This is a genomic window from Acinetobacter courvalinii (assembly GCF_014635545.1).
Taxonomy (GTDB): Bacteria; Pseudomonadota; Gammaproteobacteria; order Pseudomonadales; family Moraxellaceae; genus Acinetobacter; species Acinetobacter courvalinii.
Map to the genome: position 1 here is coordinate 101,514 of NZ_BMDA01000006.1, position 23,674 is coordinate 125,187.

31 protein-coding genes are annotated in these 23,674 nt (G+C 44.2%); 22 read left to right on the top strand and 9 right to left on the bottom strand.

From position 1 onward, the window contains the following. Positions 1-50 precede the first annotated feature (50 nt). The 5 genes from IEV39_RS16635 (at position 51) to IEV39_RS16655 (ending at position 2,884) form a co-directional block, all read left to right on the top strand. Entirely contained in the window at positions 51-359 is a 309-nt protein-coding gene (locus tag IEV39_RS16635) for a BolA family protein (RefSeq protein ID WP_005228347.1), read from the top strand. A 9-nt stretch (positions 360-368) separates the two neighbouring features. Then, a complete protein-coding gene (locus tag IEV39_RS16640) occupies positions 369-761 on the top strand; it encodes a SirB2 family protein (protein WP_005281286.1) in 393 nt (130 codons plus the stop codon). 81 nt (positions 762-842) lie between these two features. Beyond that, positions 843-1,685, top strand: coding sequence for a ParA family protein (locus IEV39_RS16645; protein WP_005281283.1), 843 nt, complete (start codon positions 843-845; stop codon positions 1,683-1,685). A gap of 9 nt (positions 1,686-1,694) precedes the next feature. Further along, on the top strand, positions 1,695-2,084 hold the full coding sequence (locus IEV39_RS16650; RefSeq protein ID WP_005228352.1) for a hypothetical protein: 390 nt from the start codon (positions 1,695-1,697) through the stop codon (positions 2,082-2,084). Positions 2,085-2,293: 209 nt separating this feature from the next. Then, positions 2,294-2,884 carry a LysE family translocator gene (locus IEV39_RS16655; protein WP_005228353.1) on the top strand — a complete coding sequence of 197 codons (591 nt, stop codon included), beginning with the start codon at positions 2,294-2,296 and terminating at the stop codon, positions 2,882-2,884. A 12-nt stretch (positions 2,885-2,896) separates the two neighbouring features. On the opposite strand, the gene IEV39_RS16660 is transcribed toward IEV39_RS16655, so the two are convergent. Next, positions 2,897-3,535 (bottom strand): DedA family protein, encoded by a 639-nt coding sequence (locus tag IEV39_RS16660; protein WP_005228354.1) that lies wholly within the window; start codon positions 3,533-3,535, stop codon positions 2,897-2,899. 236 nt (positions 3,536-3,771) lie between these two features. On the opposite strand from IEV39_RS16660, the gene IEV39_RS16665 reads away from it, so the two are divergent. Together IEV39_RS16665 and IEV39_RS16670 are read left to right on the top strand one after the other, a co-directional pair. Further along, positions 3,772-4,188 (top strand): DoxX family protein, encoded by a 417-nt coding sequence (locus IEV39_RS16665; protein WP_005281280.1) that lies wholly within the window; start codon positions 3,772-3,774, stop codon positions 4,186-4,188. A gap of 141 nt (positions 4,189-4,329) precedes the next feature. Continuing rightward, positions 4,330-4,698 (top strand): NirD/YgiW/YdeI family stress tolerance protein, encoded by a 369-nt coding sequence (locus IEV39_RS16670; RefSeq protein ID WP_005228356.1) that lies wholly within the window; start codon positions 4,330-4,332, stop codon positions 4,696-4,698. A 47-nt stretch (positions 4,699-4,745) separates the two neighbouring features. Here IEV39_RS16670 and IEV39_RS16675 read toward each other — a convergent pair whose 3' ends face one another. Further along, positions 4,746-5,972: a DUF445 family protein gene (locus IEV39_RS16675; RefSeq protein ID WP_171062171.1), complete on the bottom strand. Its 1,227-nt coding sequence runs from the start codon at positions 5,970-5,972 to the stop codon at positions 4,746-4,748. A gap of 443 nt (positions 5,973-6,415) precedes the next feature. Between IEV39_RS16675 and guaA the strand changes: the two genes are divergently transcribed. Together guaA and IEV39_RS16685 are read left to right on the top strand one after the other, a co-directional pair. Next, positions 6,416-7,984 carry a glutamine-hydrolyzing GMP synthase gene (guaA, locus tag IEV39_RS16680; protein WP_005228357.1) on the top strand — a complete coding sequence of 523 codons (1,569 nt, stop codon included), beginning with the start codon at positions 6,416-6,418 and terminating at the stop codon, positions 7,982-7,984. Positions 7,985-8,046: 62 nt separating this feature from the next. Further along, positions 8,047-8,841 carry an ANT(3'')-II family aminoglycoside nucleotidyltransferase gene (locus IEV39_RS16685; RefSeq protein WP_005281276.1) on the top strand — a complete coding sequence of 265 codons (795 nt, stop codon included), beginning with the start codon at positions 8,047-8,049 and terminating at the stop codon, positions 8,839-8,841. 137 nt (positions 8,842-8,978) lie between these two features. Here the strand turns inward: IEV39_RS16685 and IEV39_RS16690 are convergent, their stop codons facing one another. Then, complete coding sequence (locus tag IEV39_RS16690) at positions 8,979-9,320, bottom strand: DHCW motif cupin fold protein (protein ID WP_005281274.1); 342 nt, start codon at positions 9,318-9,320, stop codon at positions 8,979-8,981. A gap of 165 nt (positions 9,321-9,485) precedes the next feature. Between IEV39_RS16690 and IEV39_RS16695 the strand changes: the two genes are divergently transcribed. From IEV39_RS16695 to IEV39_RS16720, 6 genes are all read left to right on the top strand, one after another. Then, on the top strand, positions 9,486-10,013 hold the full coding sequence (locus tag IEV39_RS16695; RefSeq protein WP_005281270.1) for a PadR family transcriptional regulator: 528 nt from the start codon (positions 9,486-9,488) through the stop codon (positions 10,011-10,013). 141 nt (positions 10,014-10,154) lie between these two features. Then, positions 10,155-10,451: a DUF3861 domain-containing protein gene (locus tag IEV39_RS16700; RefSeq protein WP_005281267.1), complete on the top strand. Its 297-nt coding sequence runs from the start codon at positions 10,155-10,157 to the stop codon at positions 10,449-10,451. Between the two features lie 51 nt (positions 10,452-10,502). Continuing rightward, entirely contained in the window at positions 10,503-10,772 is a 270-nt protein-coding gene (locus IEV39_RS16705) for a DUF2798 domain-containing protein (RefSeq protein ID WP_005228361.1), read from the top strand. A gap of 168 nt (positions 10,773-10,940) precedes the next feature. After that, complete coding sequence (locus IEV39_RS16710; RefSeq protein ID WP_005281263.1) at positions 10,941-11,888, top strand: pirin family protein; 948 nt, start codon at positions 10,941-10,943, stop codon at positions 11,886-11,888. Further along, positions 11,885-12,283: an OsmC family protein gene (locus tag IEV39_RS16715; protein WP_005281261.1), complete on the top strand. Its 399-nt coding sequence runs from the start codon at positions 11,885-11,887 to the stop codon at positions 12,281-12,283. Before IEV39_RS16710 ends, IEV39_RS16715 begins: the two co-directional genes overlap by 4 nt. A 98-nt stretch (positions 12,284-12,381) precedes the next feature. After that, positions 12,382-13,035, top strand: coding sequence for a glutathione S-transferase family protein (locus IEV39_RS16720; protein ID WP_005281258.1), 654 nt, complete (start codon positions 12,382-12,384; stop codon positions 13,033-13,035). A gap of 55 nt (positions 13,036-13,090) precedes the next feature. Here IEV39_RS16720 and IEV39_RS16725 read toward each other — a convergent pair whose 3' ends face one another. From IEV39_RS16725 to IEV39_RS16735, 3 genes are all read right to left on the bottom strand, one after another. Next, positions 13,091-13,699, bottom strand: coding sequence for an SPOR domain-containing protein (locus tag IEV39_RS16725; protein ID WP_005281255.1), 609 nt, complete (start codon positions 13,697-13,699; stop codon positions 13,091-13,093). A 214-nt stretch (positions 13,700-13,913) separates the two neighbouring features. Further along, positions 13,914-15,704, bottom strand: coding sequence for an arginine--tRNA ligase (argS, locus tag IEV39_RS16730; RefSeq protein WP_005281252.1), 1,791 nt, complete (start codon positions 15,702-15,704; stop codon positions 13,914-13,916). 174 nt (positions 15,705-15,878) lie between these two features. Beyond that, positions 15,879-16,799, bottom strand: coding sequence for a Dyp-type peroxidase (locus IEV39_RS16735; protein WP_005281249.1), 921 nt, complete (start codon positions 16,797-16,799; stop codon positions 15,879-15,881). Positions 16,800-16,953: 154 nt separating this feature from the next. Between IEV39_RS16735 and IEV39_RS16740 the strand changes: the two genes are divergently transcribed. Then, a complete protein-coding gene (locus IEV39_RS16740) occupies positions 16,954-17,577 on the top strand; it encodes a LysE family transporter (RefSeq protein ID WP_005281245.1) in 624 nt (207 codons plus the stop codon). An 8-nt stretch (positions 17,578-17,585) separates the two neighbouring features. On the opposite strand, the gene znuB is transcribed toward IEV39_RS16740, so the two are convergent. The 3 genes from znuB to IEV39_RS16755 are packed head-to-tail and all read right to left on the bottom strand — an operon-like array spanning position 17,586 to position 19,657. Continuing rightward, positions 17,586-18,395: a zinc ABC transporter permease subunit ZnuB gene (gene znuB / locus IEV39_RS16745; RefSeq protein WP_005281241.1), complete on the bottom strand. Its 810-nt coding sequence runs from the start codon at positions 18,393-18,395 to the stop codon at positions 17,586-17,588. 3 nt (positions 18,396-18,398) lie between these two features. Further along, the gene (znuC, locus tag IEV39_RS16750; protein ID WP_005281236.1) at positions 18,399-19,187 is read right to left on the bottom strand and encodes a zinc ABC transporter ATP-binding protein ZnuC; all 789 of its coding nucleotides are present in this window, start codon (positions 19,185-19,187) and stop codon (positions 18,399-18,401) included. Further along, positions 19,160-19,657, bottom strand: coding sequence for a transcriptional repressor (locus tag IEV39_RS16755; RefSeq protein ID WP_005228375.1), 498 nt, complete (start codon positions 19,655-19,657; stop codon positions 19,160-19,162). The genes znuC and IEV39_RS16755 overlap by 28 nt, the downstream gene beginning before the upstream one ends. 220 nt (positions 19,658-19,877) lie before the next feature. On the opposite strand from IEV39_RS16755, the gene IEV39_RS16760 reads away from it, so the two are divergent. From IEV39_RS16760 to IEV39_RS16785, 6 genes are all read left to right on the top strand, one after another. After that, complete coding sequence (locus IEV39_RS16760; RefSeq protein WP_005281233.1) at positions 19,878-20,717, top strand: metal ABC transporter substrate-binding protein; 840 nt, start codon at positions 19,878-19,880, stop codon at positions 20,715-20,717. Positions 20,718-20,887: 170 nt separating this feature from the next. Beyond that, entirely contained in the window at positions 20,888-21,286 is a 399-nt protein-coding gene (locus tag IEV39_RS16765) for an ATP synthase subunit I (RefSeq protein WP_004773236.1), read from the top strand. A gap of 99 nt (positions 21,287-21,385) precedes the next feature. Continuing rightward, positions 21,386-22,261 carry a F0F1 ATP synthase subunit A gene (atpB, locus tag IEV39_RS16770; RefSeq protein ID WP_004773235.1) on the top strand — a complete coding sequence of 292 codons (876 nt, stop codon included), beginning with the start codon at positions 21,386-21,388 and terminating at the stop codon, positions 22,259-22,261. An 82-nt stretch (positions 22,262-22,343) separates the two neighbouring features. After that, the gene (gene atpE, locus IEV39_RS16775) at positions 22,344-22,589 is read left to right on the top strand and encodes a F0F1 ATP synthase subunit C (protein WP_000424060.1); all 246 of its coding nucleotides are present in this window, start codon (positions 22,344-22,346) and stop codon (positions 22,587-22,589) included. A gap of 39 nt (positions 22,590-22,628) precedes the next feature. Beyond that, positions 22,629-23,099, top strand: coding sequence for a F0F1 ATP synthase subunit B (locus tag IEV39_RS16780; protein ID WP_005228377.1), 471 nt, complete (start codon positions 22,629-22,631; stop codon positions 23,097-23,099). 11 nt (positions 23,100-23,110) lie between these two features. Continuing rightward, on the top strand, positions 23,111-23,647 hold the full coding sequence (locus IEV39_RS16785; protein ID WP_004773231.1) for a F0F1 ATP synthase subunit delta: 537 nt from the start codon (positions 23,111-23,113) through the stop codon (positions 23,645-23,647). Positions 23,648-23,674: the final 27 nt, after the last annotated feature.

A 23,674-nucleotide genomic window follows, 5' to 3' on the forward strand; every position in this document is an offset into this window, starting at 1 on the left:
AGGTCATGTATACTAATGAACTATCTCACTCTGACCGGACAGCCTGACTCATGAATTTAGAACAACAGTTGATTGAACGTTTACAAACACTGGCACCCACTCATCTCGAAGTGATTAATGAGTCAGCAGGACATGGTGGTTATTTCCCAGGGAAGGAATCACATTTTAAAGTGATTGTGGTCAGTGATGAATTCCAAGGCTTACGTCTGGTACAGCGTCATCAAAAGATTTATGCCGTTGCTGCCGAGCTAATGAGCCCGGGTCGTATCCATGCGCTGGCGATTCATGCCTATATCCCGAGTGAATGGCAAGGTGAAGCACCTGCCAGTCCTGACTGTGCACATGCACCAAAAGCTTAAGGACGGATCATGGACCTACATCTCATCACGAAAATGCTGCATCTGCTTGCAATGAGCCTGTTGATTATTGCTTTTGTATTACGCGGTTCAACCTTATTTGTGGGTATACAGGATCAGCAGCCCAATCTAAAGGCCCGTAAAGCGATGGTGGGCTTACAGCATTTTTCGTTGACCCTGATTATTGTTACGGGTGTAATCTTGCTGGCAATGAAGAATTTTGATGTACAGCCGTGGTTCTATGCCAAAGTGATCCTGTTCTTTGTGTTGTGGTCATCATTGATCAAAACCTATAAGCAAGACAGCAGTATCTTGCTGGAACAACGCCGTGCAGGGTTGCTGATTGGTACAGTGGCCATGATCGGGATTCTCGGTCTTGTGATGATTAAACCGGTTTTTGCCTGATTGTTGGACATTGTATTTAGAAATTGTTTTTGCACTAGGTTAAACTGCGTGCAGTTTAAAAAAACAGGGTAGAGGGAAATCATGTTAACGCGTGTGGTGTTTAACCAGAAAGGTGGTGTGGGGAAATCGAGTATTACGGTTAATCTGGCCGCAATTAGTGCAAAACAGGGCCTGAGAACACTGGTCATTGATCTTGATCCACAAGCAAACTCAAGCCAGTACCTGTTAGGTGAGGATGCTACCTATTCGGCGGACAAAGCCGCGTTAGAACCCAATATTGAAAATTTCTTTGATGACGTTTTGGGCCAGACCCAGCAAAAAGGGCTGATTGGCAATGCCATTGGTTCGATTTTAAAAGCACCTCGTGGCAAGGGGCTGGACAGCTACGTGCATCGCTCGTCATTCGAGAATCTGGATGTCATTCCGGCCAGTCCAAGTCTGGGTAGCTTAGAGCATGCACTGGAAAGTAAACACAAAATCTATAAATTGCGTGATTCAATTCAGTCACTCAGCGCACGCTATGACCGGATCTTTATTGATACGCCGCCTGCCTTTAACTTCTTTACCTTATCTGCGTTGATCTCAGCAGACCGGGTGCTAATTCCATTTGATTGTGATGTGTTCTCCAAACGCGCGTTACAAACTTTGATTGAAAATGTGCTCGAAACCCAAGATGATCATAATGATCGCCTTGAGATTGAGGGAATTGTGGTCAACCAGTTCCAGTCTCAGGCAAAGTTACCTCGAGAAGTGGTTCAACAACTCAAAGATGAAGGTTTACCTGTGCTGGATAGCATGTTGCCGCCATCGATCTTGATGAAAGAATCACATCAAAAGAATTTACCATTGGTTCATCTGGCATCTGAACACAAGTTGACGCTTGCTTATGTCACCCTGTTCAATGAGATTGAATCGAAGCAATAAGAGAACATTATGAAACGTTTATATTGGATGCCTGTTCTGGCGGCAAGTATGCTTTTGGGTGCTTGTGCATCAACGGTTAAGCCAGCTTATGTTTCACCGACGCAATATCAGGGCTTGAACTGTCAGCAATTACAGGCCGAGTACAACCGTATTCAGTTGTATATTGAAAACGGGGTTCAAACACCAAAACGTACCGGCATGGGCGTGGGGGTAGGACTCGGTGGTGGCTGGGGCCGTGGTGGTTGGGGCTTCGGTCCATCCATTTCTGTCAACATGGGCCAATCGATGAATACCAAGAATACCGAACTTGCCAATGTGCTGGGACAGCAAGATGCGATCGTGCAGGCAGCCAAGTTTAAAGGTTGCCCGATTATCGTAAAACAGCGTCCGAAATCTTAATTTCTACCCGTTTATCACCATAATTCGTTATGGTGATAAATAACTAAATTATCGCAAAATGTTTCAAAAAATAATCATAAAAATCAATTTTTTAAAAAATTATCTCGTCTAAATTCCGCTATTTACCCTGCTGTTTTTATTACCGAAATTTGTATTTTTGCCCTAAATTCGTTTAAGGTGGCGCCCATGTATAGTCGTTCGGTATGTGTATGATTGAGAGTTGGTTTTTTGTTTTGGCGATGTTGGCAGTGTTACTGATTCCAGGTCCGACCAACGCTTTACTTGCCAGTGCAACCCACCAACAAGGTGTACCCAAAACCATCAAATTTATTCCAATCGAATGGTTGGGATATATGTACGGCATCAGTTTATGGGCACTGTTAATTCATCTTTTTGATCCGATCTGGCCTGCACTGGGGGCGATTTTACATACCGCAAGTTTGCTTTATGTGCTCTGGATGGCTTTTCATCTCTGGAAAAGTTCACATCTGCAAAAACATGATCAGCATCATCCGCATATCCGCAAGCGACAGTTGTTCATGTCGACCTTAAAAAATCCGAAAACGGTGTTGTTGGCCGCAGGCATTTTCCCTAGTGAAACCTGGAATTCAATCGAAAATGCGCTCATGGTATTTGCCGTGTTTAGCCTGATTCTTTTACCGGTCAGTATTTTCTGGATGATCTTCGGACGTGCATTAATGGCGGGAAGTCTGATTGGAATTAAAGCCGATCATTTATATAAAGGATCGGCTGTGTTATTGCTGATTTGTATGTTACCGATGATCTTCCGCCTGTTTTAAAGCGGCTATCAATTATTGACCTTTACGGTTACTGAGTTTCTGACGAATAAAACCAATTACACCCGGTAACACACTAATAATAATGATACCGAAAATCAGGTGCGTGAAATTATCCTTCACAATTGGCATGTTGCCGAATAAATAACCCAATGTAATAAACGATGCAATCCAGCAGAACGCACCAATCACGTTATAGGTCAGGAAGAACTTATAGTTCATGCTGCCTGCACCGGCAACAAAAGGTGCAAAAGTACGGGCAAAAGGCACAAAGCGGGCGAAAATAATGGTTTTACCGCCGTGGCGTGCAAAGAAATGCTGGGTTTTGATCAGGTGCTGTTTATTGATAAAGCGTGAATTGGTTTCAAAGACCCGCGGACCAATATAACGTCCAATATGATAATTTACGGTATCGCCGAGTACGGCAGCAATAAATAATAAAATACCGAGTACCCATGGATCCATGGCACCTGTTGAAGCGGCGAGTGCCCCTGCTGCAAATAACAGGCTGTCACCGGGTAAAAATGGCATCACCACCAGACCGGTTTCAACAAAGATAATTAAAAACAGGATGGCATAAATCCACACGCCATAATTGGTAATAAATTCTAAAAGGTGTTCGTCAACGTGCAGAATAAAATCAATGAGTTCCATGAAGATGTTAACACTGTAAATGTGAGCTAAATCCTAGCAGTGCCTCTATAGAATGTCAGTATAAAAAGCAAATTAATTGGTAACTTTACCGGGGACTGAGGGGAGAGAGTACATTCAGATCATGTTTTTATTGTTGCAAATAAAGAACGATATGTTAACTAATTTGGTATTTATTGCATAATTAAAGATACATAAACTTGCTAACATGTTAAAAAACAAACCGTATGGGATCAACCATGTTTAATCCGAATGTTGTTGTAAAAAATATCGTAACGCAAACTGGCGTAGCAAATGGTGTTATTTTGGTTGCACGTTTATTGCTCGCTTATATCTTTCTTGTGGCTGGCTGGGGCAAGATTGTCGGCTATACAGGCACCGCTGGCTATATGGAATCCATGGGTGTTCCGGGTGCTCTATTACCCTTAGTGATTCTGGTTGAGTTTGGTGGTGGCTTGGCCTTACTATTTGGCTTCCAGACCCGCTTTGCATCATTGGGCTTAGGTATCTTTAGCATTCTCACTGCATTCATCTTCCATGGTGGACCAGATGATGCGATTAACTTTATGAAGAACTTTGCAATGGCAGGTGGTTTCTTCGCGTTAATGCTGTATGGCGCAGGCCGTTTCAGTCTGGACCATCTCATCGAAAAATAATCAAAAAATCCTAAAGCCCGCGCTGAGATGCGGGCTTTATTTTGTCCGTACATAAAGTTCACGCTTGATTACAAACTTAAGCCGACATGCACCTCTATTTCTGTTTAGATCATAAGTCTTGAGAATAAAACAGGAGATGACATGAAAAAATTCATCGCAAGTTGCGGGATTGTGATTTTAGCGGGACTATCAACCACGAGCTGGGCAGGTAAAGATGACCACGTGATTGTGCAGGAAGCGGCAAAGAATGTGGTAACGGTCAGTCAGGTGGCAAAACTTGCCGATGAAACCGGCATTACGCTCACGGGTCAGATCACCAAACAATTAAAAGGTGATCACTATGAGTTTAAAGACAAGAGCGGGACTATTGGAGTCGAAATCGATGATGACATCTGGCGTCAGGCCCAGCTCAAAGTCGGTGATCATGTCCGTTTGGTTGGCGAAGTCGATACGCATCGTTATAAGCCGACCGATATTGAAGTGGTCAAAATTGAAAAACTTGCCCATTAATTAAAAAAAGGAAGCCTAAGCTTCCTTTTTTATTATCTTTCATTACCTTAAAGCATAAAGTGAATCTGCATTTCCCCAACCAGAAAACCCAGTACCGCACCGACAATAATCAAAGACCATTCATCTTCTTTAAAGGCCGGACGCAGCATGCCTTCAAACTCTTCCGGACTGAGTTTTTGCATGCGCTCAACCAGAGTATTACGCACGTTCATGGCGTCTTCAGCATAAGATTCCACGTAGCGCATGGTGTCTGGAAGCTGTTTTAAAATCCGCTCCGCCACATCAGCTTTCAGGTTTTGATATTTTTCACCACCAATGGCGTAGACCACTAGTGGACGAACAATACCGGCCTGTAAATCAATTTCCTGTTTGACCTGACGGCTGACCAGCTCGATGACCTTGTCTGAATGGGTGCCGGAAAACAGCTCTTCCATCATGTTACGTGAGGTGAGGAGCTGTTTTGAAATCAGGGCTGCATAATCAGCCGCCACTTCATTCTGACGTTTAATAAATAAACCTTGCCAGGTATAGCCCATAATCTTTTTTGGATATAAGGGGCGGAACATCATTTGCAGCGCCATCCAGTCACTAAAGAAACCGACAAAGCCACCAAACATCGGCAACATCCATGGATATTTACCTTGCGTGACGATCCAGCATAGCATCTGCACCACACCAATCGCGAAACCAAACACAAAACCGACATTACTAAAGAACTTGAATTCCTGTTTGCCGACTTTTTTAAAGATTTCATTCAGCAGGCGTTTATCTTTGAGCAGGTTGTTGACCACCATATGCTTGATATCGAAATACTTGGCCACATCTTTCTGAACTTCACTCATGATGTGTTCAACAATTTCCGGGGCTTTGGCCTGAACCCGCTTGATCAGTCGCTGACGGGCAAACTCTGGCATGCCTTCCCATAAACCCGGCTGATATTGCTGCGCGACTTCTCGGGTAATATCTTCGGCCGCCGCCATTAAGGGCTTTTCGATTTCCTGGGCAATCCGTTTGGGGTCGAGTCTGGCAAAGATTTCTTCAGGTTTGATGAGCTTGGAGGTCATCAGCTCAACGGCTGTGGTTGCCATTTTCTCAGCTTTGCGCGGCACGATCCCTTGCCATCCGAGTGGAAGTCCAAATAATCTCAACCCTTTAAATTCGAGGGGAGAAAACATCATTTGAATGGCAATGACTTTGGTCACATAACCAATAAAGCCGCTGATAAAGGGAATGGAAATATATAGCCAGAAATTTTGGTGAAAATCCGCAATCATTTCTTGAAACATTATTTTATTGGTCCTTCAAGTCCTAATTGTTGCTCGTAGTCGGGCAAGCGCTAGATGATAGTAAAATGTTTTAGGACCTTGGTGATTTACCAAGACCTTGTGATGCTTAATTACCTTTTTATTTTTCCTTTCATTCAGGGCATCACAATCGCATAAAAAGGCAATGATGCTGTCGGTTGAATACCTGTCCGTGGTAATCCCTATTTCGAGTCATCATCTTAGCACCAATTTTTGTTTTGTGTTGAGCAGAATAGGCAAGAATTGTTGATTTAACTCTCCTTATTCCGGGGATATTTATGGAATTTTACTTTAAATTTCAGTGCCGATTTTCAGGTCCAATTAAAAAACAAGATAGATGATGAATTGCGGTGCGTCAAAGCGTGAAAAATGTTAGAATGTGGCGCTTAATTCATTTGCCTTTAAGATGAACCATGACGACCAATACTCAAATTACTGAAGATCGTATCCTTATTCTGGATTTCGGCTCTCAATATAGCCAGCTCATTGCACGTCGTGTACGTGAAGCGGGTGTCTATTCTGAAATGTATGCATTCGATATGTCTGAAGAAGACATTCGTGCGTTTAATCCGAACGGGATTATTTTATCAGGTGGCCCTGAGAGCGTACATGAAGAGGGAAGCCCACGCGCACCGCAAGTGGTATTTGAATTAGGCGTACCGGTATTGGGTATTTGCTATGGTTTACAAACCATGTCTGAGCAACTTGGCGGTAAGGTAGAGCCGGGCACAGTGCATGAGTTTGGTTATGCGGAAGTTGATATTCTGGTCCGTGATAAATTGATCGGTAACTTGCAAGATCGCGAAAACCAGCTCCATGTCTGGATGAGTCATGGCGATAAAGTCAGTGCGATTCCGGAAGGCTTCCAGGTGACTGCAAGTACGCCAAGCTGTCCATTTGCTGCAGTAAGTGATGAAGCACGTCGTTTCTATGGCGTTCAGTTCCACCCAGAAGTGACTCACACCGCTAAAGGTGCTGAATTACTGTCTAACTTTGTTCATCAGATTTGTGGTTGCCGCGGTTTGTGGACCCCTGAGCACATTATCGATCTACGTGTAGAACAGTTACGTGAACAAATCGGTGATGAAAAAGTTCTGTTAGGTTTATCGGGTGGTGTAGATTCATCAGTGGTTGCTGCGCTATTGCATAAAGCCATTGGCGATCAGTTAACTTGCGTATTTGTAGACAATGGTTTACTTCGTTTAAATGAAGGTGATCAAGTGATGCAGATGTTTGCAGACAACATGGGCATCCGTGTAATCCGTGCACAGGCTGAACAACGGTTCTTGTCGGCATTGGCAGGTGAAGTTGATCCTGAGAAAAAACGTAAAATCATTGGTCGTGAATTTATCGAAGTCTTTGCTGAAGAAGCGCGTAAACTGGATGGTGTGAAATTCCTGGCGCAAGGTACGATTTACCCAGACGTGATCGAATCTGCTGCAAGCAAGCAAGGTAAGGCACACGTGATCAAATCACACCACAACGTGGGTGGTTTACCAGAAGATCTAGCCTTTGATCTGGTTGAGCCATTACGTGACCTGTTCAAAGATGAAGTCCGTAAATTAGGTACCACGCTTGGTTTACCGCATAGCATGATTTACCGTCATCCATTCCCGGGTCCAGGTTTGGGCGTGCGTATTTTGGGTGAAGTGAAGAAAGAATATGCTGACATTCTTCGTCTTGCAGATGACATCTTTATGCAAGAACTGCGTGACAGCGGCTGGTACGACAAAACTGCTCAAGCATTTGCAGTCTTCCAACCGGTGAAATCAGTCGGTGTTGTCGGTGATGGCCGTCGTTATGCATGGGTGATTGCACTTCGTGCGGTTGAAACGGTTGACTTTATGACAGCCCGTTTTGCGCACTTGCCATATGAACTGGTTGATAAAATCTCAACCCGTATCATGAACGAAATTAAAGATGTTTCACGTGTTGTCTACGACGTGTCATCTAAACCACCAGCTACGATTGAGTGGGAATAATTAAATGAAAAGGCAGGATGAACATCCTGCCTTTTTTTATGCGATTAACAAAGAGGTAAAGCATGTCCGAAACCTTGCAACTGGAACAGTTAACAGGATATTTACAGCAGCTTTTGGGTGAATCCCTCTTTGCCATTTATCTGTATGGATCGGCTGTTGATGGCGGGCTAGCTCCAGAAAGTGATCTGGATGTTCTGGTTGTGCTGAGTCAAGCAATCACACTTCCGCAACGACAGCAACTGGCGGAAACCTTATTACAAATTTCGCATCCGATTGGTGCTGAACAACGTGCACTTGAAGTCACCATCGTACGCAAAGACCATATTCTTTCGGGAAGTTATCCCCTCAGCTATGAACTACAGTTTGGGGAATGGTTGCGGGATGAGTTAAGTCAAGGCGATATACTTGGCGAACATGCAGACCCAGATCTGAGTATTTTGCTGAAGAAAGCGCAAATGCATCACCAAACCTTGTTTGGGCCAGATCTAAATTCTTGGTCGGTTATGATTCCGGATCAGCAACTCTGGCAGGCGATGGCAGACACCTATCCATCGATAGTGGCACATTGGGATGAAGATGGGGATGAGCGTAACCAGATTTTGGCCTTATGCCGTATTTATTTTAGTTTGGTGAGGAATGAGATTGCGCCTAAAGATCAGGCTGCGCAATGGGTGATTGCTCAGTTACAACCGCAACATCAGCCTGTTTTGCAGCGAATGGTGCAAGAATATAAAGGTGAGATTGAAAAGCAAAACTGGCAACAACAGCATCATGCTTTACAACCTGTTGTTGATTTCCTGTCTTTAAAAATTGATGAACAGTTTAGACAGAGAGGCTTATTAAGGATTGATGAATAAAGAAGTTATGTGTAATTTTTTAATCAAGTCCATTCTAGTAAAAGCACCAAAGTGCTATTTTTTATTTAAAAAATCATCTATTCCTCATTTTATATAATTTAAAATATATCCAAATTGCTGAAACAGGAGCTTGATGATTAATCAACGATTAACAATTTAGCTCCTTTTGAAGTAAAAGACTGATGAGGTTCTGAATGATCACCCACTTGATAACTCATGCCTGAGGTTAAAATAAATTTCCTTCCATCTTTTAATCTGCTTTCTAACTCGCCTTCTAAACAGAATAAGATATGACCTTTTTCACACCAATGATCAGCTAAATAATTAGCAGAATACTCAACGAGTCTTACTCTAATTTTATTGCCCTCTTCACCAAAATATTGTGTTCTCCAATATGCTATTCCTGTTTCACCATAATGCTCTGTTTTTTCTATTTGAGCCCAATCGGTTATTTGAAATGGGAAAGGTGCAATATTCATATCTTTTTTACTCCATACATTTAATTATTTTTACAACAATGACCAAAATAGTTCAAATCGTTCTATTCAGTTTAAAAGCTAAAAATAATTTATTAGGTATCAAAAACTTAAAAATTAAAGATATATCTTAATATGCATAAATTAAGCAATCCGAGAACAATAAAGATGAAACAGATATCAGCTCATCACGATAGCCAAGGTGATCTTCAGCATGTAGAGCAGCATCGCTCAGGACGCCGTGGACGCCTTTTTGAATCAGGCCGCATGAAACTTTTGGTTCTGCATCTCATTCAGCAAAGTCCAAAGCATGGCTATGAAATCATTAAAGAAATTAGTGATCTGGTCGGCGATGGCTATTCACCCAGTGCAGGGACTATCTATCCCACCCTGACAGCTTTGGAGGAGATGAATTGCATCTCGTTGCTTGATGCTGAACGTAAGCAATACCAGATTACCGACTATGGCGACAGCTATTTAAAAGAGCAGCAAGACATGCTGTTGGCACTTCTACAAAAGCTGCGACTAAGACGTGAAATTCACAATAATGACCAGCTGATTGATATTCACCGTGCCATGGAAAATCTCAAAACCGCATTACGTTTAAAACTGAATATCGCGGACTTAAAGCCCGAGCAAATTCACCAGATTGCAGAGCAGATCGATCAGGCTGCGATTGCCATTGGGCGGCTATAGACGGGAATGAAAGCTGTTAGGGCGACAGCAAAAAAACAAACAGGTGCAATTGCTGCGTTCATTAAAAATTGTATTCCATATCAAGTTGGCCTGACGCAGGTCGAAATTAAGAAGAGTGCCTAAGCATTCTGGAGTAGAACGATGAAACAACATCAATACCATGTGACTGTACAACACTTAAAAGATAACAAAGGACAGGCGTCGACCTATACCGAACGTCTGGAATTCTATACAGGTAACCATGATGACATGTTCGAGATTGTTGAGCGTCTTAAAAAAGCCGAATTTTTTGATGACGAAACCACCAAGTCATTTGCAGTGGGTTTAAAGCTGTTTAGTGAAGTCATGCTGGAACATCGTGATCATCCACTCTTTGAAGATTTCTGGCCGCAGTTTGGTCAGTTTATGAAGCATCTTAAACAGCAAGTGAAGAAATAGAGATGAAACTGTACACCTCGATCAATCTGATTTTATGGAAGCGCGTTTAACATGCAGGAATTGAAAATAACCCCACGCCTGATCAGTAAATTGCCTGCCAAATATGCGGCCTGGATTTTGCCGCTGATTTTATCTTTTTTAATGAGTGGAGCGCTGTCGTTTGTGAATATGTGGATGAGCCTAGGGTTTATTCCAGAATTTCTGCATAAATGGTCGGCGACATGGATGTTTTCTTGGTTGATTGCTTATCCGTTGGTGCTGGTTTTACTGCCATTAGTCCGGCGTCTAACGGCTTTGATTGTCGACATGCAGCCTAAATAAACGTTGAATGACTCAGTGCTAAAGATGAGTTCTTATGCCATGTGGGACTAAGATTGTCTCATGCATGACACTCTGCGTATTACCAAAAGACTATATTGAATGGGGGTGGTATTGTTAAGATCAATAAAACGACTCATTGCAATGGCATAGGTAGAAGAGAGTAATATCATGAGCAATAATAACGAATACGATATTTCTGATTCAAAAGACTGTGAAACGTATATCAATCAATTTATTCAGGAATTTACCATTCGCTCGGCTGAAATTGGCAAAGGAACCGTGATTAAGCGGGCTTTACCGAGCCGCCAGAAGCGCTTGGTGGGTGCATGGTGTTTCCTTGATCATGCGGGGCCGGTCAGTTTTCCAGCGGGCGATGGTCTGGATGTAGGACCGCATCCGCATATCGGTTTGCAGACCTTTACCTGGATGATTGAAGGCACCATGATGCATACCGACAGTCTGGGTTCAAAACAGTTGATCCGTCCTAAACAGGTGAACCTGATGACTGCCGGTCGCGGTATTTCGCATACTGAAGTGGCGCCTGATAGCGAAACCAAAATGCATGCGGCGCAGCTCTGGATTGCCTTGCCTGATGATAAGCTCAATATGGACCCTAAGTTTGAGCATTACCCTGAATTGCCAGTGGTTAGCCAGGATCAGGTTGAGTTTACCGTGCTGGTCGGTGACTTTCTGGACACCACTTCACCTGTGCAGGTGCATACCCCTTTGGTCGGCGTTGATTTAACTGCACAAGCCGATACTAAAACCCGGATTCCACTTAATCCAAAATTTGAATATGCCTTTATGGCTTTAGAAGGCACAGCGCGTGTAAATGGGCATGAACTTACCGCCGATAACATGGTGGTGCTGGACACTGGATTGACCGAAATTGAAGTCGAGTTAAGCCAAGGCCATCGCTTGCTGTTAATTGGTGGTGAACCGTTTGAGTCACCAATCCTGCTGTGGTGGAACTTTGTAGGACGTACCATGCAAGACTTGCAGCAAGCACGCGAAGACTGGATCAATCATGATGCACGTTTTGGTGAAATTCCTGATTATCAGGGCAAGCGCTTAGAAGCGCCGGTATTACCAGACCAGATGAGGGCATCAAAATGAGCATTATTGCCAGCAGCCAAGTGTTGACCTTGCCTGAACCCTGGAAAGGTGAGGTCAGTAGCGGCACACATCAGTTTCTTACCGATAAGCCCGAACAGTTTGGTGGACATGATACAGGCCCGGCGCCGTATGATTTCCTGACGGCCAGTCTGGCCTCGTGTACCATGATCACCTTGCGGATGTATGCGCAGCATAAGGGAATCGATTTGGGTGAATTTACGGTTGAGGTTGATTTTCATACCAATCGGGAACAGCAGGAGCGTATTGAACGCCGAGTGGTATTCCGGCAACCTGTGTCACAGGACTTGCAAGAAAAACTTCTCAATGTCTGTAGTAAAACCCCAGTGACTAAAACTTTGTTACGTAGTTTAGACATTCACACCATGATTCTTTAAGACTAAAGTGCTATTGTGCTTGGGCAAAACATAATTCTAAGTGCAATTGTGAGAGGGATCTGAAATCGCAATTGCACAGCAAAAAAGCAGGCACAAAAATGATTACCTTACATTATCTACAATGCTCACGTTCGTTTCGTATCCTGTGGGCATTAGAAGAACTTGGGATGGATTATCAGGTTGAGTATTATCAAAGGCTACCGAGTTATGGAGCGCCAGAGAGTCTCAAGAATATTCATCCTTTGGGTAAAGCACCGATTCTGGTAGATGATGGCGAGGTGATTGTAGAGTCTGCCGTGATTCTGGATTATTTACAGCAACAGTATGATTCTGAACAACAATTCAAGCCAACATCCGACAAAGACCAACGGCAGTATGCTTACTGGATGCACTATGCTGAAGGTTCTTTAATGCCATTGCTGGTGATGACCTTGGTGATGAATAGTGTTAGCAAGCATGTACCCTGGGTAATTCGTCCGATTGCAGAGAAAATTACCGGTGGGGTAAAAGCCAGTTTTGTTCGTCCACGGGTAAAAGAACATATTCTGTATCTTGAGCAATATTTATCAGAACATGATTATTTTGCGGGTGACTTTTCTTTCGCGGATATTCAAATGGCCTTTCCACTGATTGCCATTCAAAATCGCTTGCATGGTAAGTATCCGAATATTCAGGCTTTTGTTCAACGTGTTCAGCAACGTTCTGCCTTTCAAAGGGCGGAGCAGAAAAGCTTGCATTCGCAGTGCGCCTAAAATTGAAGATTAAAAAAGGGGAGTACATTGCTCCCCTTTTTTAATCGGTATCTGTTTAGCGTTTGATCACAATCGAATCAATGCCACTATGTTGTAAGGTCTGTTGCGCTGCAAGTGCTGAGTCCTGGCTATCATAAGGGCCAGAGAACACACGATACCAGGTCTGACCATTTTCCACACTTTTCACCACATCTGCAGACAAGCCATTCAGGATAATTTCGGCACGACGTGCATCGGCACTGTCAGGATCAGGATAGCTGCGAACTTGTAAAATATAAGTTGCGTGTGCTGGTGCAATCGGTTCAGTTGGGGTGAGGCCTGCTGGATCTTCTGCTGCTGGGGCTTCAGGTTTTGGCGATTCAATGATTACCACATTCCCTTGCTGTTTGGTCTCAGGGACTGCCTGTTCAGGAATTGGAGTCACTTGCTGTTGAGGCAGCAAATCATAGAAACGGTAATCTTTATTGGTGTTTTCTTCTTGGTAATGCTCGGAAGTGACCTGATTTTTGGTCGGGACAGGTTGCCAAGGCTGCCAAAGCATCAGCATCACAGCTACGCATAGGATCGCAAGAATAGCGACAAGCATTCCTAACCACTTCGGAATGAGTGGTTTTTTAGGCTTGTTTGGTCGTTCAGATACACCACGTTGCGTTTTTCCAAACACCGGAAATTCCTCTTGATCCTATTGATTTATTTGTAACTTGAGTTTACTTAAAAACAAAGCATTATGTTTAAAAATAATGCTTTGTTTACCATATTGTTTAACAACGATGGCTTAAGTTTACATGGCTTTAAGCTTGGCTTTGCTGATTACCGTTCGCCTCAGGTATAGCCTTCGGTTTTGCGGTATGAGCAGCAACGCTGCGTAAGAGTGTTGCTTACATCGTCTCAGGAGCGGATACACCGAGCAATTCTAAGCCATTGCGTAATACTTGCTGTACGTTGATTGAAAGCAACAAACGCGCTTGTGTCAGTGCCACATCATCGCCCAATACTTTATGTTCATTGTACCAAGCATGGAACAGGGCAGCTAACTCTTTAAGATAGTTACCAATCTGATGCGGTTCGTAGGCATTGGCTGCACGTACCAGAATATCTGGATAAGCGGCAAGTTTAGACAAGATCTCGGTTTCAGCATCCAGCTCTAAACGGTTGGCATGTTCGCGTGCTGCGCTGAGGTCGAAATTAAGACCAGTCGTCGCTGCTTTTTCTAACATACGGCAAATACGTGCATGCGCATATTGGATGTAATACACCGCATTATCTTTGCTTTGTGAAACGGCAAGGTCAAGGTCAAAGTCGATGTGCTGTTCAGATTTACGCATCACATAGTAGAAACGGGCAGCATCGTTACCCACTTCCTTGCGCAAGTCACGTAAAGTCACGAACTGACCTGAACGCGATGACATTTGCACCATCTCGCCACCACGCCATAAGCTGACGAACTGAACCAAAAGTACGGTGAGTTTCTTCGAGTCATAACCCATGGCATCAATCGCCGCTTTGACACGTGAGATATAACCGTGATGGTCAGAACCCCAAATATCAATCAGGTCGGTATAGCCGCGTTGTAGTTTATTCAAGTGATAAGCAATGTCAGAAGCAAAGTAAGTGGTTTGACCATTACGACGTTTCACCACACGGTCTTTTTCGTCACCAAATTCAGTTGATTTAAACCAGATGTTACCGTCCTTTTCATAGAGGTAGCCACGTTGGTCCAGAGTCTCAAGAGCTTCGTCAATTTTGTCGGTCAATGAATCTTCGCTGAACCATTTGTCAAAGGTGACACCAAAGTCAGCCAGGTCATCTTTAATATCATCCAGAATGGCATGTAAAGCCGCTTGATGGAACACGCGATAAGCTGCACCCAAGTGTTGTTGCGAGTTCGCAATCAAACCATCAATGTGCTTTTCTTTATCGCCTGAAAGCACAACTTTATTGCCTTCAGCATCAAGTTCTTCAGCATATTGCACATCTTCTGGTACATCTTTATAGATGTCGGCAACTGCGCGAACGTGTGCATCGCCATCTTTATCAATAATTTCCTGTGCGATTTCTTTAACGTAGTCGCCTTGATACGCATTCTTCGGGAAAACCAGTGTTTGCCCGGTCAATTCTAAATAACGTAAATAAGTTGAAGTCGCCAAGATATCCATCTGACGGCCAGCATCGTTGACATAGTATTCGCGGTCAACTTTTGCACCCGTTGCTTCGAGTAAGTTCGCAACGGTCATGCCATACGCTGCACCACGACCATGGCCGACATGCAGGCTAGAGGTCGGGTTTGCCGACACAAATTCGACCTGAATTTTTTTAGTCGCGTTGGCCTGACTACGACCGTAGGCATCTTTTTGTGCCTGAATTTGGTCGAGCACCGCATAGCGCTGGTCTGCATTTAAAAAGAAGTTAATAAAACCCGGACCTGCAATTTCTGCTTTGGTAATGTCAGCCACTTCTGGTAGTGCTGCCAGAATTTTTTCAGCCAGATCACGTGGTTTCATGCCCGCGGCTTTAGAACCGATCATGGCAATATTTGAAGCAAAGTCTCCGTGACTTCGGTCTTTGGTACGGGTTAAATGGCTCGTGTTGGTCCAATCTGAAGGGAGTACACCTTGCTGTTGCAGGGTTTGTACCGCATGATCAAGAGCTGCTTGTATTGCCGTATTCATAGTTACCGAAAATAAATGTCGCGGAAAAACGTCAAATATAGCAAACTTTGCAGGCTTAAGGGGAGAGTGATTTGGCTGGAATTCACATATTCCGGTAAATCTTTTGTCAGTTCTTGTTTTTGTCGTTACAGGGTGGATGCTATATTATTGAATAACATAGCATCTTTCGATTTTTTAATCTGCTAAAATCTGTTCCAGCAATTCATCGCTTGGCGCAAAATAATAAGCGCCGTCGATTGCAGTGGTGAAATGCAATAAACGGTCATGAATGCCATCTCCAGCTGTTCCAAACATGCGTTTCAGCATTTCATCAATAATACTTAAATTATTGGTATACGCCACAAAGAAAAGCCCCTGTTCACCCTTGCCATCGCCATAAGGCAGGCTGTGACGCAAGATTTCCATTTCTTCGCCTTCATCATCTTCCACCACGGTGCGCGCGACATGGGAGTTTTCCGGTTTGATGTCATCATCGAGTTCAATCGATTCCAGTTTGGTACGACCAAATACATGTTCCTGTGCATCGACTTTGAGCTGGCGCCATTTGACCAGATCATGGGTATAACGCTGGGCAAAGATAAAGCTGCCATCTGCAAATGCACCCGCTTCTTCAGGCAGTAAAGCCGCTTCAGCACGATCGTCAGGGAATTGTGGATTCTCTGTTCCATCAATAAAGCCGGTCATGTCGCGACCGTCAAAGAAACGGAAGCAGGCACGCTCATCAAGTACCTCAACTTTATCCTGAATGCCGGTAAAGAAGGCCTGGCTCATGGCAAAGCAGATATCTGCACGGGCGCTGGCAATATGGATAAAGACATCAGCAGGCACCACTGGCAAGTTAAATGCGCCACTTTGTGGGTCAAGTTGTTTAAAACCTGCAGGTGTTTGCGGGTAGAGTCGAGCCCAAAGTTCAGGACCAAATGCGATGGCTGTTTTAATCTGGTCATTCGGATGTTGCGTGATTAAACGGTCACGCGTAGACAGTAGCGCTTCAATCTGTTGTTTTAATTCGGCAATGGTGAGGTCTTTTAAGCGTAAAACAATAAAGCGTGCATGATCAGAAGGTAATGGAAGAATGACAGATTGCGCAGTCATTAAAATCTCCTTAGCTTTTAAGGGATAAAAAGAATAATTGTGCCTGATGTCGCTGCAGCTGAGTAGCATATTTGTGCAATTTTATTGCCTGTAATGTCATCCAGTCTTGCTTTAAATCGATATAATTTAGTTTTTATGAGTTGATAACATTGTTATGTCTGTGCAGGTCTGGTTTGCTTTTATGTTGGCGTGCTGGGTGATTAGCATTTCACCGGGCGCAGGTGCCATCGCTTCCATGTCGAGTGGTCTCAATTATGGCTTTCGGCATGGCTACTGGAATGCAATGGGTTTACAAGTGGCATTGATTGTTCAATTCATGATTGTGGCAGCAGGGGTGGGGGTGCTGTTTGCAACCACACCTTGGGCGTTTCAGGCGGTAAAATGGTTTGGCGTGGCTTATCTGGTCTATCTGGCATATAAACAGTGGACTGCACCGATTCAAACCATTGAGATTGAGCAGGAACAATATCAATCCGCTTTCGCCTTAATCATGAAAGGTTTTGTGGTGAACATGAGTAACCCGAAAGCGATTGTGTTTTTGCTTGCGGTGTTGCCACAGTTTCTGGATTTGAGCCGACCGCAATGGTTACAGTACCTGATCATGGCCATTACCATGGTGAGTATCGACCTGATTGTGATGGCGGGTTATACCGGGCTGGCATCCAAAGTTCTCAGATTGCTGCGCTCACCAACACAACAAAAGTATTTAAATCGTGGGTTTGCCGTGATGTTTAGTGGTGCAGCACTTCTATTAAGTGCGATCCAACAATCAGGTTAACAGCCTGATTAGGCTGTTTGAGTCTGGCTTTTGAGTTTTTGCACAATGAAAATCGCGGCAAAGCACAACGACATACATAGCACAATGCTTAAGCCAGTGGAAATATTCAGGGCTGCACTCGACCATAGACCGACGGTCACGCCGACCTGAGCCATTATAAAGGCCCAGATCACCATTTGTTTTGGAGAATGGGCCAGCAGGCGAGCGCTTAATGCTGGAATCACCAATAAGGCACCCATCAATAAGGAGCCCACTGCACGTAACGCCAGTACTGTAAATAATGCCAGTAATAACATAAAGATCAGGCGCTGCCAGTTGGCACTGACGCCTTCACTCATGGCAATATCGGGATCAATCGCAATCTGGATCTGCGCTGACCATGAACGGTACAGCACGACCAATGCAGCTGCAATGACCACAGCGAATATCGGCAAGTCAGCCCATTCGATACTGAGCAGATCGCCAAATAAATAGCTCAGTAACTCTGGGCGCAAGCTTGGCACCTGCTGGATCAACAGCAGGCCAGAACAGAGTAGGGTGGCAGAGCTTAAAGCCAGCAGTGCGTCATTGGGCAGGCGCGAGTCATGCAATACCCATAAAATCGCCACCAATAAGCCTGCTAGAAAGGCCACACCGAGCCACAATGGTAAATTCAAGATGCCCGCAATCGCGACCCCAAGCAGGGTGCCATGGGCCATGGTATCGGCAAAGAACGACATTCTGCGCCACAGCATCAGGCAGCCGAGTGGCGCGGTCAGGAACACCAGCAATGACCCCATGATCCAGGCGGGTAACAGGAGTTGTAACCATTCCATCATGGCTTAGACCTTTGGCTCAGGGTGAATATGGGGGCGTGGATCATGTGAGCAGGGCTCGGCATGATCGCTGTGTCCGCAGTGATTGTGATGATGCTGATAGAACATCCGTTGGGTGCCAAAAATGGCCTGATACTCGGGATGTTGCTGAATGCTTTCAGGTAAACCGCTACAGCAAATATGTTTATTCAGGCAGACTACACGATGGGTACCTTGCATGACCCACTGTAAATCATGCGACACCATCAAGACGGCACAGCCATAGCGTTCTGGCAGGCTGCGTACATATTCGTAGAGTTCTGCTTCGGACTGGATATCCAGACCTTGCATCGGTTCATCCAGTACCAGAATGTCAGGCTGGCGTAATAGCGCCCGTGCCAGTAAAACCCGTTGTCGTTCACCACCAGAAAGCTGCTGTACCTTGGAGGACTGTAATTTTAGGATACCCGTATCACGAATAATTTCTGCACGTAAACCTGCTTCGCAAATTTCCAGATCCAGTAAGTCCTGTACCCGTAAAGGCAGGCTGGCAGAAGGATTAAACTTTTGCGGAACGTAAGCCAGCTTTAATTTCTTTGAAAAATGCACCTTGCCTTTGGTCGGCGACATGATCCCGAGCAGCACTTTAATTAAAGTTGATTTACCTGCGCCATTGGGACCAATCAGCGTCACAATTTCTTTTGGATGCAGTGAAAAATCGACATTTCTTAAAATATCCCGTTCATCACGTTGAACCGAGATACCCTCCAGTTGAATAAGTGGAGTGCTTACTGAAGTGTGCTGCACTGATGACATTTTCCAGAAATTTCAATAATGCTATGTTGAGCAGAAAACTGGTCTGAGGCAGCAAGTTGGTCCAGTTGTTGAATCAGTCCCTGTGCAGAAGCTTCTTTAACAGAATGGCATTCGGTGCAAATCAGAAAGGCAGCCTGGTGTCCTTCTCGCGGATGACAACAGGGAATATAGGCATTAATAGAGGTCAAACGGTGAATTAGACCTTTTTCCAATAAGAAGTCTAAAGTGCGGTACACCGTTGGTGGTGCAGCAGGGCGGTCGGCCTGACCTTTTATCTTGGCCAATAAGTCATAGGCACCCATTGGTGCAGAGGCATTCAAAATGAGTTCAAGCACTTCTTTACGCAAAGGTGTCAGGCGTGCGCCAACCGCAGTACATAAAATCTCTGCTTCAGCAAGTCGCGCTTTAATATCGTGATGACCGTGCACACCATGTAAAGCATTGTCATGTTCGTGTGAACAAGAACTCATAGATTGACCTCATTATTTTTGTAGAGCCTATTGATTCTTCACTGGCACCTAATGGCTCGCTGATGTCACAATAGCCCTGTTATCATAACATGCAATTTAGGATAACTATCTATATAAGTGAAAGGCACGACGGATCGTGCGGCAAATCTGAAAATAGACATAGGTATTTTACAACTTTTGTTATATTATAACATGCTTCGCCAAACTGAGTAATCTTGTGATGTCCCGCCTAATCGTTCTCGTCTTGTTTTCAATGTTAAGCACATGGGGCTGGACACAAAGCTTGGTGGTTTCAACACATCCCATTTACCTGATTGCAAAAGAAGTCACAGAAGGGGTAGAAGAGCCGGTTCTTCTGCTAAAAGACCAAAGTGGTCACGATGTACAACTGACCCCGGCGCACCGTAAAGCAATTCAGGATGCCTCTTTGGTGATCTGGCTTGGCAAGTCGCACGAAGCGCCACTGGAAAAGATGTTGAGTCACAACCGTAAGGCGATTGCCTTGCTGGACTCGGGGATCTTGACAGTGTTGCCGCAACGTAACCTGCGTGGCGCATCATTGGCCAATACCGTAGATAGCCATGTCTGGTTAGAACCGAATAATGCAGTGCGGATTGCTTTCTTTATCGCGACCTTGCGTTCACAGCAAAATCCGGAAAATAAAGCCAGATATATGGCCAATGCCAAAGCATTCTCACAGCAGATGTTGCAGGCATCACAACAATATGAAAGCTCAAGCAAGGCCAAAAGCTACTGGTCTTATCATGATGCCTATCAATATCTGGAAAGAGCGTTAAATCTGAAATTTGCAGGGGCTTTGACCGATGATCCGCATATTGCACCGACCGCAGCGCAAATTAAGTACTTAAGAGACAATCGTCCGCAGAATAAAATGTGCTTATTGGCCGAAACGACAGCAAGTTCGAGTCAGTACCAAAAAATGAACCCGGTAGTTTTCCAGTCCGTGGATGAAAGCATGCGCGGTGAGGACAATTTTGTAACAGCGTGGAAAAAATTGGCTTCAAAAACCGATAAATGCGTAATAAGTGCACAAAATTGATGAAAAAAATAAAAATCAATTGACTCTAGCGTCAAAAAATATGGTAACGAAAAAACCAGACTTAAGTCGAGAAAAGATTGCATGTTCAGGGGTGTAACTCTATAATGCCTGCGATTCGAAACGATCATGATTAAAACTTGTCAAGCAGTTCTGCTGTAAGTGGGTAAAAAATGAGCCAAACTAGTCGCATGATTGACCGACGATTAGCAAAAGCTTTGGTCTTCTTACAAGCATGTATGATTCCCGTTGCCGCTTTGCTGGCATGGGCAATGAAAGACACAACTGCTGCTTTGAGTGCTGCGCTTGGGGCTTTGGTATGTTGGTTGGCACATTGTTATTTTGCTTGGCAGTCGTTTAGAACGGCAGGCGCAAGAGCATCAAAACAAGTCATGCTGAATATGTACCGAGGGATGCTCGGTAAGTTTGCGATTGTGATCGTGGGTTTTATATTAATTTTGAGCAATGTTAAACCGCTGTCACCGGTTGCATTGTTTTGTGGATTTATTCTCGTACAAGCGATGTCGTGGGTCGCGCCATTTTGGGTGGCGCGTCTACAAAAGCGAGTGTAAGACACATTTTAAGATTTTTGGAAGTAGAAGCGGAATCATTGCCATCCGCACGATTCGTTTCTCTTCTTTTTAATGATTGACATTGACCAGGTGTGATTTATGGCTGCTGAAGAACATGCCCTGACTTCGACCGAGTATATCAAGCATCACTTGACCAATATGACCTATGGCAAAATGCCTGACGGTACATGGAAATTGGCTGAGACTGCTGAAGAAGCTCAATCGATGGGGTTCACTGCAATTCACTTGGATTCAATGGGTTGGTCTATCGGACTTGGTGTTATTTTCTGTTTGATGTTCTGGATTGTTGCCAAAGCTGCTAACGCAGGTGTGCCAACAAAATTCCAGTCAGCAATCGAAATGATTATCGAGTTTGTTGACTCAAGTGTTCGTGATACTTTCCACGGCAAATCACGCTTAATTGCGCCATTGGCATTAACCATTTTCGTGTGGATTTTCCTCATGAACTTAATGGACTTAATCCCGGTTGACTGGGTTCCTTACCTAGCTCAACAAATTGGTGCAAGTGTGTTTGGTATGGACCCTCACCACGTGTATTTCAAGATTGTTCCATCTACTGACCCTAACATTACTTTAGGTATGTCTTTGTCAGTATTTGCCTTGATCTTGTTCTACAGTATTCGTGAGAAAGGGATCGGCGGTTTCGTCGGTGAATTGGCACTTAACCCATTCAACCCAAGTAACAAATTTGCAAAAGCGTTATTGATTCCAGTGAACTTAGTTTTGGAATTAGTAACTTTCCTTGCTCGTCCAGTTTCGTTGGCTCTACGACTGTTCGGTAACATGTATGCGGGTGAGTTGATCTTCATCTTGATCGCATTATTACCGTTCTGGATCCAGTGGGCGTTATCTGTGCCTTGGGCTATCTTCCACATTCTCGTAATCACGCTGCAAGCATTTATCTTTATGATGCTGACCATCGTTTACTTGAGCATGGCAAGCGAAAAGCATTAATGGTATTGCCTAACTGTCACCTGATGGTTGGGCTTAAATTTTAGTTTAATTTGGTAATAACCTAACCTCTGAGGAATTTTTCATGGAACTCACTTTAGGTCTAGTTGCAATTGCATCTGCTATCTTGATCGCTTTCGGTGCTTTAGGTACTGCGATTGGTTTCGGTCTTTTAGGTGGTCGCTTCTTAGAAGCTGTTGCTCGTCAACCAGAATTGGCTCCACAACTTCAAACTCGTATGTTCTTAATCGCGGGTCTTCTTGATGCTGTGCCTATGATCGGTGTTGGTATTGGCTTGTTCTTCATCTTCGCTAATCCATTTGTAGGTTAATAGCTTAATTCCTAAATCCACATATTGAGGAATAGCGAAATGAATATCAACCTCACATTGATTGGCCAAGCGATTGCATTTGCGTTCTTTGTCGCATTCTGCATGAAGTTTGTTTGGCCACCACTAATCAATGCGATTAGTGAGCGTCAGCGTAAAATCGCTGATGGCTTAAATGCTGCTGAAAAAGCTAAAGCTGACCTTGCTGATGCGCAAGCACAAGTTAAGGCAGAGTTAGACGCAGCAAAAGCACAAGCGGCTCAATTGATCGAACAAGCGAACCGTCGTGCAGCACAATTGATCGAAGAAGCGCGTACCCAGGCATCTGCTGAAGGTGAGCGTATCCGTCAACAGGCGAAAGAAACTGTTGATCAGGACATCAATTCTGCTCGCGAAGAATTACGTCAACAAGTTGCTGCTTTGGCAGTTGCTGGCGCAGAAAAAATTCTGAACCAACAAGTTGACGCAGAAGCTCATAATGCCATGCTGAATCAGCTGGCTGCTAAACTTTAAGCGAGGCGAATATGGCTGAACTCTTGACGTTAGCACGCCCGTACGCCAAAGCAGCATTTGCTTATGCATCTGAGCAGAATGCAACTGACGCTTGGTCAAATGCGTTACAACTGCTCGGTGCTGCGGTGCAAGACGAAGCATTTTCCGCTTATTTAAATCGCCCTGAGCTGACTCCTGCGGAACAAGTAGGTCTTTTTGCAAAGGTTTTAGGTGAAGATCAATCACAATCAGTGTCTAACTTTTTGACATTGCTTGCGGATAACGATCGTTTGGTTTTATTGCCTGAAATCGCTGCAGAATACGAATTACTTAAATCGCAGAACAACAACACATTGGAAGTAGAGATTGAATCTGCTTTCCCAATGGATGCGACACAAGAGCACATTTTGGCTCATGCGCTTGAAAAACGTTTTAACAGAACCGTTCAGGTCACTGTTAACGTTAATCCGGCGCTCATCGCAGGTGTTGTGATTCGTGCAGGCGACCAAGTGATAGATGACTCTGCGCTTAACAAGCTTGAAAAAATGCGGACTCGTCTTCTTGCCTAACAGCAAAAAGACTGAACTTAAAAAAGA

Excerpts from the sequence above, each read along its gene's own strand:
- IEV39_RS16635 (WP_005228347.1), top strand. The coding sequence starts at position 51 with ATGAATTTAGAACAACAGTTGATTGAACGTTTACAAACACTGGCACCC.
- IEV39_RS16640 (WP_005281286.1), top strand. The coding sequence starts at position 369 with ATGGACCTACATCTCATCACGAAAATGCTGCATCTGCTTGCAATGAGC.
- IEV39_RS16645 (WP_005281283.1), top strand. The coding sequence starts at position 843 with ATGTTAACGCGTGTGGTGTTTAACCAGAAAGGTGGTGTGGGGAAATCG.
- IEV39_RS16650 (WP_005228352.1), top strand. The coding sequence starts at position 1,695 with ATGAAACGTTTATATTGGATGCCTGTTCTGGCGGCAAGTATGCTTTTG.
- IEV39_RS16655 (WP_005228353.1), top strand. The coding sequence starts at position 2,294 with ATGATTGAGAGTTGGTTTTTTGTTTTGGCGATGTTGGCAGTGTTACTG.
- IEV39_RS16660 (WP_005228354.1), bottom strand. The coding sequence starts at position 3,535 with ATGGAACTCATTGATTTTATTCTGCACGTTGACGAACACCTTTTAGAA.
- IEV39_RS16665 (WP_005281280.1), top strand. The coding sequence starts at position 3,772 with ATGTTTAATCCGAATGTTGTTGTAAAAAATATCGTAACGCAAACTGGC.
- IEV39_RS16670 (WP_005228356.1), top strand. The coding sequence starts at position 4,330 with ATGAAAAAATTCATCGCAAGTTGCGGGATTGTGATTTTAGCGGGACTA.
- IEV39_RS16675 (WP_171062171.1), bottom strand. The coding sequence starts at position 5,972 with ATGATTGCGGATTTTCACCAAAATTTCTGGCTATATATTTCCATTCCC.
- guaA (WP_005228357.1), top strand. The coding sequence starts at position 6,416 with ATGACGACCAATACTCAAATTACTGAAGATCGTATCCTTATTCTGGAT.
- IEV39_RS16685 (WP_005281276.1), top strand. The coding sequence starts at position 8,047 with ATGTCCGAAACCTTGCAACTGGAACAGTTAACAGGATATTTACAGCAG.
- IEV39_RS16690 (WP_005281274.1), bottom strand. The coding sequence starts at position 9,320 with ATGAATATTGCACCTTTCCCATTTCAAATAACCGATTGGGCTCAAATA.
- IEV39_RS16695 (WP_005281270.1), top strand. The coding sequence starts at position 9,486 with ATGAAACAGATATCAGCTCATCACGATAGCCAAGGTGATCTTCAGCAT.
- IEV39_RS16700 (WP_005281267.1), top strand. The coding sequence starts at position 10,155 with ATGAAACAACATCAATACCATGTGACTGTACAACACTTAAAAGATAAC.
- IEV39_RS16705 (WP_005228361.1), top strand. The coding sequence starts at position 10,503 with ATGCAGGAATTGAAAATAACCCCACGCCTGATCAGTAAATTGCCTGCC.
- IEV39_RS16710 (WP_005281263.1), top strand. The coding sequence starts at position 10,941 with ATGAGCAATAATAACGAATACGATATTTCTGATTCAAAAGACTGTGAA.
- IEV39_RS16715 (WP_005281261.1), top strand. The coding sequence starts at position 11,885 with ATGAGCATTATTGCCAGCAGCCAAGTGTTGACCTTGCCTGAACCCTGG.
- IEV39_RS16720 (WP_005281258.1), top strand. The coding sequence starts at position 12,382 with ATGATTACCTTACATTATCTACAATGCTCACGTTCGTTTCGTATCCTG.
- argS (WP_005281252.1), bottom strand. The coding sequence starts at position 15,704 with ATGAATACGGCAATACAAGCAGCTCTTGATCATGCGGTACAAACCCTG.
- IEV39_RS16735 (WP_005281249.1), bottom strand. The coding sequence starts at position 16,799 with ATGACTGCGCAATCTGTCATTCTTCCATTACCTTCTGATCATGCACGC.
- IEV39_RS16740 (WP_005281245.1), top strand. The coding sequence starts at position 16,954 with ATGTCTGTGCAGGTCTGGTTTGCTTTTATGTTGGCGTGCTGGGTGATT.
- znuB (WP_005281241.1), bottom strand. The coding sequence starts at position 18,395 with ATGATGGAATGGTTACAACTCCTGTTACCCGCCTGGATCATGGGGTCA.
- znuC (WP_005281236.1), bottom strand. The coding sequence starts at position 19,187 with ATGTCATCAGTGCAGCACACTTCAGTAAGCACTCCACTTATTCAACTG.
- IEV39_RS16755 (WP_005228375.1), bottom strand. The coding sequence starts at position 19,657 with ATGAGTTCTTGTTCACACGAACATGACAATGCTTTACATGGTGTGCAC.
- IEV39_RS16760 (WP_005281233.1), top strand. The coding sequence starts at position 19,878 with ATGTCCCGCCTAATCGTTCTCGTCTTGTTTTCAATGTTAAGCACATGG.
- IEV39_RS16765 (WP_004773236.1), top strand. The coding sequence starts at position 20,888 with ATGAGCCAAACTAGTCGCATGATTGACCGACGATTAGCAAAAGCTTTG.
- atpB (WP_004773235.1), top strand. The coding sequence starts at position 21,386 with ATGGCTGCTGAAGAACATGCCCTGACTTCGACCGAGTATATCAAGCAT.
- atpE (WP_000424060.1), top strand. The coding sequence starts at position 22,344 with ATGGAACTCACTTTAGGTCTAGTTGCAATTGCATCTGCTATCTTGATC.
- IEV39_RS16780 (WP_005228377.1), top strand. The coding sequence starts at position 22,629 with ATGAATATCAACCTCACATTGATTGGCCAAGCGATTGCATTTGCGTTC.
- IEV39_RS16785 (WP_004773231.1), top strand. The coding sequence starts at position 23,111 with ATGGCTGAACTCTTGACGTTAGCACGCCCGTACGCCAAAGCAGCATTT.